The 11,924-nt window shown below is 62.0% G+C and carries 12 protein-coding genes; 6 read left to right on the top strand and 6 right to left on the bottom strand.

The window, feature by feature from the left end; all coding sequences use genetic code 11:
- Positions 1-413: 413 nt before the first annotated feature.
- The 5 genes from D0B32_RS18250 (at position 414) to D0B32_RS18230 (ending at position 5,523) form a co-directional block, all read left to right on the top strand.
- Positions 414-1,634, top strand: coding sequence for a branched-chain amino acid ABC transporter substrate-binding protein (locus tag D0B32_RS18250; protein WP_117335571.1), 1,221 nt, complete (start codon positions 414-416; stop codon positions 1,632-1,634).
- 229 nt (positions 1,635-1,863) lie between these two features.
- Complete coding sequence (locus D0B32_RS18245; RefSeq protein WP_117335569.1) at positions 1,864-2,814, top strand: branched-chain amino acid ABC transporter permease; 951 nt, start codon at positions 1,864-1,866, stop codon at positions 2,812-2,814.
- Positions 2,815-2,838: 24 nt separating this feature from the next.
- The gene (locus D0B32_RS18240) at positions 2,839-4,008 is read left to right on the top strand and encodes an ABC transporter permease subunit (protein WP_117335567.1); all 1,170 of its coding nucleotides are present in this window, start codon (positions 2,839-2,841) and stop codon (positions 4,006-4,008) included.
- A 19-nt stretch (positions 4,009-4,027) separates the two neighbouring features.
- Positions 4,028-4,804 (top strand): ABC transporter ATP-binding protein, encoded by a 777-nt coding sequence (locus D0B32_RS18235; protein ID WP_117335565.1) that lies wholly within the window; start codon positions 4,028-4,030, stop codon positions 4,802-4,804.
- Positions 4,805-4,818: 14 nt separating this feature from the next.
- Entirely contained in the window at positions 4,819-5,523 is a 705-nt protein-coding gene (locus D0B32_RS18230; protein WP_404935565.1) for an ABC transporter ATP-binding protein, read from the top strand.
- 111 nt (positions 5,524-5,634) lie between these two features.
- Here the strand turns inward: D0B32_RS18230 and D0B32_RS18225 are convergent, their stop codons facing one another.
- The 3 genes from D0B32_RS18225 to D0B32_RS18215 form a co-directional block, all read right to left on the bottom strand.
- Entirely contained in the window at positions 5,635-6,153 is a 519-nt protein-coding gene (locus D0B32_RS18225; protein ID WP_117335561.1) for a GNAT family acetyltransferase, read from the bottom strand.
- A gap of 20 nt (positions 6,154-6,173) precedes the next feature.
- Positions 6,174-7,358 carry an acetylornithine transaminase gene (locus tag D0B32_RS18220; protein ID WP_117335559.1) on the bottom strand — a complete coding sequence of 395 codons (1,185 nt, stop codon included), beginning with the start codon at positions 7,356-7,358 and terminating at the stop codon, positions 6,174-6,176.
- Between the two features lie 315 nt (positions 7,359-7,673).
- The gene (locus D0B32_RS18215; protein WP_117335557.1) at positions 7,674-8,705 is read right to left on the bottom strand and encodes a CDP-6-deoxy-delta-3,4-glucoseen reductase; all 1,032 of its coding nucleotides are present in this window, start codon (positions 8,703-8,705) and stop codon (positions 7,674-7,676) included.
- Positions 8,706-8,772: 67 nt separating this feature from the next.
- Between D0B32_RS18215 and D0B32_RS18210 the strand changes: the two genes are divergently transcribed.
- A complete protein-coding gene (locus D0B32_RS18210; protein WP_117335554.1) occupies positions 8,773-9,789 on the top strand; it encodes an NAD-dependent epimerase/dehydratase family protein in 1,017 nt (338 codons plus the stop codon).
- A 67-nt stretch (positions 9,790-9,856) separates the two neighbouring features.
- Here D0B32_RS18210 and D0B32_RS18205 read toward each other — a convergent pair whose 3' ends face one another.
- The 3 genes from D0B32_RS18205 to D0B32_RS18195 form a co-directional block, all read right to left on the bottom strand.
- Positions 9,857-10,045: a hypothetical protein gene (locus tag D0B32_RS18205; protein WP_117335552.1), complete on the bottom strand. Its 189-nt coding sequence runs from the start codon at positions 10,043-10,045 to the stop codon at positions 9,857-9,859.
- 202 nt (positions 10,046-10,247) lie between these two features.
- Complete coding sequence (locus tag D0B32_RS18200; RefSeq protein ID WP_117335550.1) at positions 10,248-10,952, bottom strand: pseudouridine synthase; 705 nt, start codon at positions 10,950-10,952, stop codon at positions 10,248-10,250.
- A gap of 146 nt (positions 10,953-11,098) precedes the next feature.
- Entirely contained in the window at positions 11,099-11,920 is an 822-nt protein-coding gene (locus D0B32_RS18195; protein ID WP_117335548.1) for a glycine betaine/L-proline ABC transporter ATP-binding protein, read from the bottom strand.
- Positions 11,921-11,924: the final 4 nt, after the last annotated feature.

Below are 11,924 nucleotides of genomic sequence, written 5' to 3'. Positions count from 1 at the left end.
CGAATTTTTTCATTTTTCTTCGTTCGATTTCACACCCAAAACATCGGTGTGTCCCCGTTTAATCGGCAATATCTGAGCGCGTCGATTTTCAATGCACTAACATTGTGCATGAACACGGCCGATTATCTAAACGTATTACCTATCACTCAACGCGGTGAAATCGGGCCCTTGGGCGGAATGGCCGCAACACTTGATGCTGCTTGGCTCGGCGATGGTGCAACTGATGCACGAAAATATGTCGCAACCCGGTTGCGCCTTTTCGCAAAAAGCGTCTTAAAAATGAGGTTGCAATGCAGGAAAACCCTGTCGTTTCAACAATATTGCCCATCGCATAATTAGAGTTACAATGCGCGCGTTCTCAAGGCCTTCGGGTCTCGAACGACAGATTTAGCAAGGCGCTGGAGACCTACTTAATGCGATTCAAGTTTGCTTACGCCGTGTCGATCGCGGCCGCGGTTGCGATGTTGACCGCGTGCGGCAGAAAGAACGAAGGCGAAGCAGACACGAGTGCATCCGCAGTGGCGGCGGCAAGTGCGGCGAGTGCCGCGGCCGCGGCTCCGGCGAGTAATGCAGTGATTGTCAGGATCGGCCATGCGGCCCCATTGACGGGAAGCATCGCCCATTTGGGAAAGGACAACGAAAACGGGGCGCGCTTGGCGGTTGAAGAAATCAACACCCACGGGCTGACCATCGACGGCCAGAAGATCCAGCTGGAGCTCGACGCGCAGGACGACGCGGCCGATCCGAAGACGGGGACACAGGTCGCGCAGAAACTGGTCGACGATCACGTCGTCGGCGTGGTCGGGCACCTGAATTCGGGCGTGTCGATCCCGGCGTCGAAGATCTACAGCGACGCGGGCATCGTGCAGATTTCGCCGTCCTCCACCAACCCGGCTTACACGCAGCAGGGCTTCAAGACGACGTATCGGGTCGTGGCGACGGACGCCCAGCAGGGCCCGGCGCTCGCGGGCTACGCAATCAAGGCGCTGGGCGCGAAGCGCATCGCGGTGGTAGACGATGCGACCGCCTACGGCAAAGGTCTCGCGAACGAGTTCGCGAAGACCGCGGAAGCAAGCGGAGCGAAGATAGTCGCACGGGAAGCGACGAACGATCAGGCCACGGATTTCCGGGCCATCCTCACCAGAATCAAGAGTGTTCAGCCGGACGTGATCATGTTCGGCGGCATGGACGCAACCGGCGGGCCGTTCACGAAGCAGGCGGCAGCGCTGGGTATCAGGGCAAAAATCCTTGGCGGCGACGGTGTGTGCACCGACAAGGTAGGGGAGCTGGCGGGATCCGCCGTGCAAAACCTGGTCTGCTCGGAGGCGGGACTCGCGCTTTCGAAGATGGACAAGGGAGCGGACTTCGAGAAGAAATACGAAGACCGTTTCCACACGCCGGTGCAGATTTACGCGCCGTTCACGTACGACGCTGTGTACGTGATCGTTGATGCAATGAAGCGCGCCAATTCAATCGACGCGCCCAAGGTGCTGGCTGCGATGCCGTCCACCGATTACAACGGGTTAATCGGCCACATCGCATTCGACGACAAGGGTGATTTGAAAGAAGGCGCCATTACGCTTTACGACTTCAAGGACGGCAAAAAAGCGGTTCTCGACGTCGTGAAGATGTAGTGACGGGATGTACAGCCTGACGGCGCCGGCCCACCCAACGGTGTCGTTTTTGCCTCCGTCTCCGACGAGCCGGCGACTGCATCCCAGTCGCACGACGAGTTAGCGGCGGATAACCCTTACCGGTCTTTTACATCAGTACCCGCAGTGCCGTTGCGATTTGTGTCACCCATCACCGCCCACCGGCTGATGAAAAAACGCGAATCCAGTCGCACGGGCTAAGGAGCATTAAATGGATATCTTCATCCAGCAGATCCTCAACGGACTGGTGCTTGGCAGCGTTTACGCCATCATTGCACTGGGCTACACGATGGTTTACGGCATCTTGGGCATCATCAACTTCGCTCACGGCGATGTGTTGATGGTCGGCGCGATGGTTGCGCTGTCGGCCATAGGCGTGCTGCAGAACCATTTCCCCGGGCTCGGCCATGTGCCGACGCTCATCATCGCGCTGATTATTGCCGCTGTGGTCTGCGCGGTCGTGGGCTACACGATCGAGCGGGTCGCCTACCGGCCGCTGCGCCGGGCGCCGCGCCTCGCGCCGCTGATCACCGCCATTGGTGTGTCGATCCTGCTGCAGACGCTGGCCATGATGATCTGGTCGCGTAATCCGCTGCCGTTCCCGCAACTGCTGCCCACCGATCCGATCAACGTGATCAAGGCCGGCCCCAACAATCCGGGCGCCGTGATCTCGATGACTGAAATCGTGATCATCGTGGTGGCGTTCCTCGTGATGGGCGGTCTGCTGCTGCTCGTGCACAAGACGAGGCTCGGCCGCGCGATGCGTGCGATTGCCGAAAATCCGAACGTGGCGAGCCTGATGGGCGTGAACCCGAACTTCGTGATCTCGGCCACCTTCATGATCGGCTCGGCGCTGGCTGCTCTCGCCGGCGTGATGATCGCCTCCGAATACGGCAACGCGCACTTCTACATGGGCTTCATCCCTGGTCTGAAGGCCTTTACCGCGGCGGTGCTGGGCGGGATCGGCAATCTCGGAGGCGCAATGGTCGGCGGTGTGGTGCTCGGCCTGATCGAACAGCTCGGTGCTGGCTACATCGGCAATCTGACGGGTGGCGTGTTTGGTAGTAACTACCAGGACGTGTTCGCCTTCATCGTGCTGATCGTCGTGCTGGTGTTCCGTCCGTCGGGTCTGCTCGGCGAACGTGTCGCGGATCGCGCCTGATCCCGGGCCATAAGGAGTAAGAACATGACCTCAATTCAACCGATCGAGCCGTCCACGACGCTCATCCCCGAGAAGAACAAGACGAAGACGCTGACGGTAGGCATCGTCACCGCCATCCTCGTGATCGCCGCGCCGATGCTGATTGGCGCAGTGGGCGGCAACTACTGGGTGCGCGTGCTCGACTTCGCCATGCTCTACGTGATGCTGGCGCTGGGCCTGAACGTGGTGGTCGGCTTCGCCGGCCTGCTGGATTTGGGCTACATCGCCTTCTATGCGATCGGCGCCTACACCACGGCCCTGTTGTCCTCGCCGCACCTGACCACGCAGTTCGCGTGGATCGCGCATGCCTTCCCGGGTGGCCTGCATACGCCGTTCTGGATCATCGTGCCGATCGCCATGGCGCTCGCCGCCATGTTCGGCGTGCTGCTCGGCGCCCCGACGCTGCGTCTGCGTGGCGACTACCTCGCCATCGTGACGTTGGGCTTCGGGGAAATCGTGCGGATCTTCATGAACAACCTCGACCGTCCGGTGAACATCACCAACGGACCGCAGGGCATCACGGGGATCGACCCGGTGCAGGTGGGCGGTTTCAGCCTCGCGCAGACCCACACGTTCCTCGGCTTCCAGTTCACGACCGTGTACATGTATTACTACCTGTTCGTGCTGTGTGCGCTGCTGGTGATCTGGGTGTGTACGCGTCTGCAACACTCGCGCATTGGCCGTGCATGGGCCGCGATCCGTGAAGACGAAATCGCCGCCAAGGCAATGGGCATCAACACCCGTAACGTGAAACTGCTGGCGTTTGCCATGGGCGCCTCGTTCGGCGGCCTGTCGGGCGCGATGTTCGGTGGCTTCCAGGGCTTCGTGTCGCCGGAATCGTTCACCTTCTGGGAATCGGTCGTGGTGCTGGCCTGCGTGGTGCTGGGCGGCATGGGCCACATCCCGGGCGTGATTCTCGGCGCGGTGCTGCTCGCCGTGTTCCCGGAATTCCTGCGCTCGACGATGGGTCCGCTGCAGAACGCCATCTTCGGCCATGAAATCGTGGACACCGAAGTGATCCGTCAGTTGCTGTACGGTCTCGCGATGGTTCTCATCATGCTGTACCGCTCGGAAGGCCTGTGGCCGTCGCCGAAGCACGAGGACAAGATCGCCAAGCTGGCGAAGCGCAACGGCAAGAAGCCGGTGCGCGCCTGAGGCCCGATAGGAGAATTTCATGAGCGATAACAACATTCGCCTGTCCGTCAAAGGCGTGAACAAGCGTTTCGGCGGCCTGCAGGCACTGTCCGATGTGGGCCTCGAAATCAAGGCTGGCGAGATCTACGGTTTGATCGGCCCGAACGGCGCCGGCAAGACCACGTTCTTCAATGTGATTACGGGGTTGTACACACCGGATTCGGGCGACTTCCGCCTCGACGGCGAGAGCTACACTCCGACCGCGGTGTATCAGGTGGCGAAGGCCGGCATTGCCCGCACCTTCCAGAACATCCGTTTGTTCGGCGGCATGACCGCGCTGGAAAACGTGATGGTGGGCCGTCACGTGCGGACCAAACACGGCTTGCTGGGCGCGGTGTTCCAGACGCCGTCGGAGCGCAAGGAAGAGCGCGAGATCAAGGAACGCGCACTGGAGTTGCTGGAATACGTGGGCGTGCTGCAATACGCGGATTACACCTCGCGCAATCTCTCGTACGGCCACCAGCGTCGTCTGGAAATCGCCCGTGCGCTGGCCACGGATCCGAAGCTGCTCGCACTCGACGAACCGGCTGCCGGCATGAACGCAACGGAAAAGGTCGAACTGACGAAGCTGCTCGACAAGATCCGCGCGGACGGCAAGACCATCCTGCTGATCGAGCACGACGTGAAACTGGTGATGGGCCTGTGCAACAGCATGACGGTGCTCGATTACGGCAAGGTGATCGCCCAGGGTCTGCCGCAAGACGTGCAGAAGGACCCGAAGGTGATCGAGGCATATCTTGGTGCAGGAGTCCATTGATGGCTAATTCCCCGATGTTGAAAATCAAGGGCCTGCAGGTCAATTACGGCGGCATTCAGGCAGTCAAGGGTATCGACCTCGAAGTCGGACAGGGCGAACTGGTCACGCTGATCGGCGCGAACGGCGCCGGCAAGACCACGACGATGAAGGCCATCACGGGTCTGAAGGCGTACGGCGCGGGCGATATCGAGTACATGGGCCAGTCCATCAAGGGCCTGCCCGCCCACGAACTGCTCAAGCGCGGTCTGGCGATGGTGCCGGAAGGCCGTGGCATTTTCGCGCGCATGTCGATTGTCGAGAACATGCAGATGGGCGCCTATCTGCGCAACGACGCAGATGGCATCAAGGCGGACGTGGATCGCATGTTCGGCTTCTTCCCGCGCCTGAAGGAACGGGCGACGCAGTACGCGGGCACGTTGTCCGGCGGCGAGCAGCAGATGCTGGCAATGGCGCGCGCGATCATCAGCAAGCCGAAGCTGTTGTTGCTCGACGAACCGTCGATGGGTCTCTCGCCGATCATGGTCGAGAAGATCTTCGAAGTGGTGCGGGCGATTTCGGCCGAAGGCATGACCGTGCTGCTGGTTGAGCAGAACGCACGTCTGGCGCTGCAGGCAGCCAATCGCGGCTACGTGATGGACTCGGGTCTCGTCACCATGTCCGGCGATGCGAAGCAGATGCTGGATGATCCGAAGGTTCGGGCTGCTTATCTGGGTGAATGAGTTGCGTGGTTAAGCGGAGTCGGCGCTGAAGAAGCGTTGACGCCGCGCCCGGGCAAAAAAAGGCCGCATGCGTCGTTGTCGATGCATGCGGCCTTTGTTTTTGCGGAGGCGTTACACCACGAAGGGTGAGGTCGTCGCTTCCGGTGCTTCCTTTGCTTCAGCCGCAGGCACAGCGGCATCCGCCATCGCACCGAGCCGCTTGCCCAGACTGATCACCGCATCCGCGCGATACCCCAGCGCCTCATAGAACGCGCGAACCTCTTCCTTCGCCGAAAGCACCTGCAGATTCACCTTCGGACAGCCCCGCGCAGTCAACGCCGCTTCCGCATGCGCGACCAGCCGCTTGCCGATACCGAGGCGCCGCTGCGTCGCATCCACCGCGAGCGAATACATCCAGCCGCGATGCCCGTCATAGCCGGCCATCACCGTGCCGATCACGCGGTGATCGAGTTCGGCGACAAAGAACAGGTCGGGCTGCGTCGCCATCTTGTTGGCGATCGACAGATGCGGGTTGCGATGCGGCCGCGTCGTGTCCCGGTACTCGGGAAACGCCTCTTGCCACAGCGCGACCACGGCATCCGTATCGCTGGCGTCGAAGCAGCGGATCGAAAGCGTGGCGGCCGTCGTCATGGTGATGGGCTCCAGGCGGATTACAGCGTGTCGAGAATCGAGCGCAGCATGGCCATCATCTGGTCGATTTCTTCGTTGGTCACGTTCAGGGCCGGCATGAAACGCAGCAGGTTCGGACGGGCGGCGTTCAGCAGCAAACCGTCCGGGCCCATGTTGCGGGCCTTTTCGACGATCTGGTTGCCGATGTCCTTGCCGAGCAGCAGCGCCCGCAGCAGGCCTTCACCGCGCTCGCCCTTGAAGCCGCGCTCTTCCGACAACTCCAGCAGCTTCGCGCGCAGATACTCGCCGCGCGCCTTCACGCCGTCGAGGAAACCCGGTGCCGTCAGTTGCGAGATCACCGAGTAGCCCACTGCGGTCATCAGCGGATTGCCGTTGTAAGTACCGCCCTGATCGCCCGCCTCGAACACTTCCACGGCCGCCTTGCACAGCAGCGCCGCCAGCGGCACGCCACCGCCGATGCCCTTGCCGAGCGTCATCACGTCCGGCTCGATGCCCGACAGTTCGTAGGCGAACAGCGTCCCGGCGCGTCCGCAGCCGCTTTGCACTTCGTCGACGATCAGCAGGAGGTTGTGCTTCTGGGTCAGCGCGCGCAGTTCCTGCATGAATTCGCGCGTGGCAGGAATCACGCCGCCTTCGCCCTGGATTGGCTCCAGCATCACGGCGACCGTCTTGCTGTTGATGAGCTTCTCCACCGAAGCGATATCGTTCAGGTCAGCTTTCGGGAAGCCCGGCACCTGCGGCGCGTAGATCGTGTCCCAGCCCGGCTTGCCGCTTGCCGACATGGTGGCGAGCGTGCGGCCGTGGAAGCTGTGATCGAACGTGATGATCTCGAAGGCGCCGTCCTTGTGCTTCTTGCCCCACTTGCGCGCGAGCTTGATGGCGCCTTCGTTGGCTTCCGCGCCGCTGTTGGCGAAGAACACCTTGTCGAAGCAGCTATGCTGCGTGAGCAGACCCGCGAGTTGCGCCATCGGTGCGTTGTAGAACGCCGGCGACGGGTTGATCAGCAGTTGCGACTGCTTGTTCAGCGCTTCGATCATGCCGTCGTTGCAATGCCCGAGGCTGTTGACCGCCCATCCCTGGATGAAATCGAGGTATCGCTTGCCGGTGTTGTCGTAGATCCACGAACCCTTGCCGTGCGTGAAAACGATCTCGGGCCGGTTGGTGATGTACATCAGCGACTCGATGGGATACTCATTGAAGTTCATGGGCGGGCTCCGGCAGTGCAGGGTGAAAGATCAGTAAAAGGGGACCAGAAAAACAAAAAAGCCACGGCATGCCGTGGCTTTCGTGATTCGAACTACATGCGCCTGAGTGGCGCGAATCCGTGACAAAGCCGGCGGCATCCCTAAGGGAGCAGCGAGCGGCGACGTCGAAGTTCGGACTGGATGCGGTTCATGCGCGAAAGAATACGACAACGCGAGCGCCGGTGTAAACCATGAATTTCATGCGCGGCCCATTTTCTGGCGCGCCGCGCACGCTGATTCTGGCTACCACTCGCGGGTTAAACGGCCTTTTGCAGCTCAAACAGGATTGGCCAGGTCGGCTGCGCTGGTGAACGAGTCCGCATAGAACTCGTCTTCCGGCAGACCGTGGTGCTGCGTGAAGTCACGCTGCGCCGATTCGACCATGACCGGTGCGCCGCAGGCGTACACCTGATAACCCGACAAGTCTGGCAGGTCTTCGATGACGCTACGATGAACGAAGCCGGTGCGGCCCGTCCACGCGTCGCTCGGGTCCGGCTCGGAAAGCACCGGCACGAACTTGAAGTTCGGAATCTCGCGGGCCCATTGCTCGGCCAGATCCAGCAGATACAGGTCTTTCTTGCGGCGTGCGCCCCAATACAGCGTCATGGGACGATTCAGATTCTTGAAGACCGCATGCTCGACGATCGCCTTCAGCGGAGCGAAGCCGGTGCCCGAGGCGAGCAGCACGATCGGCTTGTCCGAGTCTTCGCGCAGGAAGAAGGTGCCGAGCGGCGCTTCGAAGCGCAGGATGTCGCGCTCCTTCATGGCGTTGAAGACGTGGTCCGTGAACGCGCCGCCAGGCATATGGCGGATATGCAGTTCGATCGGACCTTCGACGTGCGGCGCATTCGCCATCGAATAGCTGCGGCGCTTGCCATCCTTCAGGATGAATTCGAGGTACTGACCGGCGAGATATTGCAGACGCTCGTTGGCGGGCAATTGCAGCTTCAGCACGATGACGTCGTCGGCCTTGCGCTCGATTGCATTCACGCGGCACGGCAGCTTCTTGACCTGCACATCGCCAACGCCGGCCACTTCGCGGATGTCGATCTCGAGATCCGTGCACGCCGTCGCACAGCAAAATAGCGCCATGCCACGGGTTTTTTCATCATTCGAGAGTGCCGACGAAGAGTGCTGACGCTGCTCGACTTCGCCGCTCACCACCGTGCCCTTGCAGGAGCCGCAGGCGCCGTTCTTGCAGCCATACGGCAGGCCAATGCCCTGGCGCAGCGCAGCGGTGAGGACCGGTTCATCGGCTTCTACTTGAAACTGCCGGCCGCTTTGCCGGAGGGTTACATTAAATGCCATAGCGTATTCGAGTTCGAAAAGTCGGTAATCGGTGCGAGCCGTTCTTCACGGCTACAATGCGTCCACCATGAAAGCCACACGAAACTTGCGCCGTCCGCGCGTGCTGATTGTGGGCTGCGGCGACGTCGGCATGCGATGCGTCGAATTGCTGCGGCCGCGCGCACGCCTGTTTGCGTTGACGACCCAGACAGCCCGGTGCGATGAATTGCGCGCGGCGGGCGTAACGCCGCTGCTCGGCGATCTCGACGCCCGCCGCAGCCTGAAGCGGCTTGCGGGTCTTGCGCCGACCGTCCTGCATCTGGCCCCGCCGCAAAAGACCGGCGACGTCGATCGCCGCACTCGCACGTTGCTCGCCACGTTGAGCGTACGCCGTATCGGGCCGGCTCGCAGCGCCGCTCGTCCAATGGGCCGCATGCGCGTGCTTCGTGCCGCATGGATGGATCAAATAGCATCCGCTATTGTACCCGACAGGGTAGTGCGGGCTCAGGGGCCGAGGGCACCCGTGCGGATCGTCTACGCCAGCACGTCGGGGGTCTACGGGGACTGCGGCGGGGCTCTGGTCGACGAAACGCGCCAGGTGCGGCCGGCGAATCCACGGGCCCTGCGGCGCGTGTCGGCGGAGCGGCAGTTGCGCAAGGCCACGGCGCGCGGCGCACACACGGCGAGTATCGCGCGCATTCCGGGCATCTATGCGGACCAGCGCCTGCCGCTCGCGCGGCTCGAAAAACGCACGCCGGCGCTTACCGATGCCGACGATGTCTACACCAATCACATTCACGCCGACGACCTCGCCGCGATTCTGGTGCGCATGACGCGGCTCGGTAGACCCGGGCGCGTGGTCCACGCCTGCGACGACAGCGTGCTGAAGATGGGCGCGTATTTCGATGCGGTGGCCGATGCATTCGGGATGGAGCGCCCACCGCGCATCACGCGGGCGCAGGCCGAAACGCAGATCGAGCCGATGCTGTTGTCGTTCATGCGCGAATCGCGGCGACTGGTCAACGCGCGGTTGAAACGCGAGTTGCGCATACGGCTGCGGTATCCAACGGTCGAGGATTACCTGCAAAGCGCGAAGCGCAAATGAGAAGGCTGGCCCGCGCTGAGCGTTCAGCCGCGCAGCGCCCGATCACGAACATCCACGCCGGACTGGCTCACGTCAGAGCCGGTAACGCTTCGAGTAGCAGGAAGCAGAGGAATGCGCCAATCAAGGCGCCGATCAGGCTTGGATGGTAGGCGCGCCGCACGTGCATGGCGATGATCAAGCCGAGAATCAGCACCGCGCTGAGGCAAATGAAGGCAATCAACGCACCCGAGATCTCGAACGTAGAGTTGATGATCATGGCCGCCCCTCCTGAAACTTTTGTAGTCTTTGTTTAAGCGAGTATAGGGCGAGTTGTCAGGAAGATCATGCTGCGACGCAGCGCGCAGCAGGTCTTTTTGATTGGTTTGGTGCGGCGTCGCACGCCGTGGTTTCGCTGCGTTGCAAATCGCATAGCGTCGACGCGCATACGCGCTCCAATCATGCCGTGCGGAGCGCCGGTCTCACCCCTGGCGCAATGCGCTGAGTGCCGCTTCGTCGAGCCATTGCCACGCACCTTCCGCTAGCGTCTGCGGCAAGACGAGGCCGCCAATCCGCTCACGATGCAGCGCTTCCACGCGATTGCCCGCCGCCGCCACCATGCGCTTGACCTGATGGTATTTGCCCTCCAGCACCGTGAGTTCGAGCATGTGCTCGCCGCGCGCCTGCGCGGCCACGGCGGCGATCGGTTTAGCCTCGCCGTGCAGCAAGACGCCCTCGCGTAAGGCCTTCAACTGGAGGTCGTCGAGCGGATGGCGCGTCGTTGCCAGGTAGACCTTGGGCACCTTGCGCTTAGGCGAGGTGAAGGCGTGCACGAACTTGCCGTCATCCGAGAGCAGCAACAATCCGGTGGTGTCCTGATCGAGCCGCCCCACGCATTGCACGCCACGTTCCGCGAAGGGTGGGGGCAACAGATTGAAGACGCTCAGATGATGCTGCGGCTCGCGCGAGCATTCGTAGCCGGCCGGTTTGTTGAGCAGCAGATAGGCGTGCTCGTGATACGGCCATGCAGTGCCGTCGACGGTGAAGCTCAGGTTGTCCGTTGCGACGTCAGCGTCTGGATCGGCGCACACGCTGCCGGCGATGGTCACGCGCCCATCAGCGATCAGCGCGCGGCATTGGCGTCGGGAACCGAAACCCTGAGTAAAGAGAACGCTTTCGAGATTCATGGGAGCGAGAGAACGGCAGGGCTGAAAAGCACGCGACGCACCGGAGTGCGTCGCGTTGCCTGCATTCTACCCGCAGGGCTGTGGGCGGGCGGCCCGTGGAATCGGCTCGCTGGGGTCCACAGCGCCGCGCGATGACGCGTCCTGCCTTACTGCACCGCCGTGCGCCGTTCCACAAAGCGCCGCACGTAGTCATCCGCCGGGCGCGTCAGAATCTCGTTGGGCGTGCCTTCCTGCACCAGCGTGCCATCGCGCAAAATCGCAATACGATTGCCGATGCGCAATGCCTCGTCCAGATCATGCGTGATGAACACGATGGTCTTATTCAGCGTGGCCTGCAACTGCAGCAACTGGTCCTGCATTTCCGTGCGGATCAGCGGATCGAGCGCGGAGAACGCCTCGTCCATCAGCAGGACGTCCGTATCCGCAGCGAGCGCCCGCGCCAGACCCACGCGCTGGCGCATGCCGCCCGAGAGTTCGTCGGGATAGTGCTCGTCGTAGCCGTTCAGGCCCACTTTGCCGAGCCACGCGCGCGCCTTCTCATACGCTTCGACCTTGCCTTCGCCGCGCGTGCGCAGCGCATACGCGGTGTTGTCGAGCACCGTCTGATGCGGCAGCAAGCCGAAGTTCTGAAACACCATGCTGACCTTGAAGCGGCGCAGCTCACGCAGACCTTCCGGGTTGAGCTTGATGACGTCGGAACCGTCGATCACGATCTCGCCCGCAGTCGGCTCGATCAGCCGGTTGAAGTGACGCACCAGGGTCGATTTGCCCGAGCCCGACAATCCCATGATCACGAAAATTTCGCCCGAACCGATGTTCAGGCTGACATCGTTCAGGCCCACGTTGCAGCCCGTCTGCGCCAGCACCTCGGCCTTGCCTTTGCCGGCGCGCAGCAGGTCGAGCACGCGGGCGTGACTGGTTTCCGGGCCAAACAGCTTGTACACGTGCTTGACTTCTATCGCTGCCATGTCT

Origin of the sequence: Paraburkholderia sp. DHOC27, assembly GCF_003429005.1 — a bacterium.
Lineage (GTDB): Bacteria > Pseudomonadota > Gammaproteobacteria > Burkholderiales > Burkholderiaceae > Paraburkholderia.
This window is presented reverse-complemented; position numbering and strand designations above follow the sequence as displayed.

Coding starts and splice junctions, on each gene's coding strand:
- D0B32_RS18250 (WP_117335571.1), top strand. CDS start 414: ATGCGATTCAAGTTTGCTTACGCCGTGTCGATCGCGGCCGCGGTTGCG.
- D0B32_RS18245 (WP_117335569.1), top strand. CDS start 1,864: ATGGATATCTTCATCCAGCAGATCCTCAACGGACTGGTGCTTGGCAGC.
- D0B32_RS18240 (WP_117335567.1), top strand. CDS start 2,839: ATGACCTCAATTCAACCGATCGAGCCGTCCACGACGCTCATCCCCGAG.
- D0B32_RS18235 (WP_117335565.1), top strand. CDS start 4,028: ATGAGCGATAACAACATTCGCCTGTCCGTCAAAGGCGTGAACAAGCGT.
- D0B32_RS18230 (WP_404935565.1), top strand. CDS start 4,819: ATGTTGAAAATCAAGGGCCTGCAGGTCAATTACGGCGGCATTCAGGCA.
- D0B32_RS18225 (WP_117335561.1), bottom strand. CDS start 6,153: ATGACGACGGCCGCCACGCTTTCGATCCGCTGCTTCGACGCCAGCGAT.
- D0B32_RS18220 (WP_117335559.1), bottom strand. CDS start 7,358: ATGAACTTCAATGAGTATCCCATCGAGTCGCTGATGTACATCACCAAC.
- D0B32_RS18215 (WP_117335557.1), bottom strand. CDS start 8,705: ATGGCATTTAATGTAACCCTCCGGCAAAGCGGCCGGCAGTTTCAAGTA.
- D0B32_RS18210 (WP_117335554.1), top strand. CDS start 8,773: ATGAAAGCCACACGAAACTTGCGCCGTCCGCGCGTGCTGATTGTGGGC.
- D0B32_RS18205 (WP_117335552.1), bottom strand. CDS start 10,045: ATGATCATCAACTCTACGTTCGAGATCTCGGGTGCGTTGATTGCCTTC.
- D0B32_RS18200 (WP_117335550.1), bottom strand. CDS start 10,952: ATGAATCTCGAAAGCGTTCTCTTTACTCAGGGTTTCGGTTCCCGACGC.
- D0B32_RS18195 (WP_117335548.1), bottom strand. CDS start 11,920: ATGGCAGCGATAGAAGTCAAGCACGTGTACAAGCTGTTTGGCCCGGAA.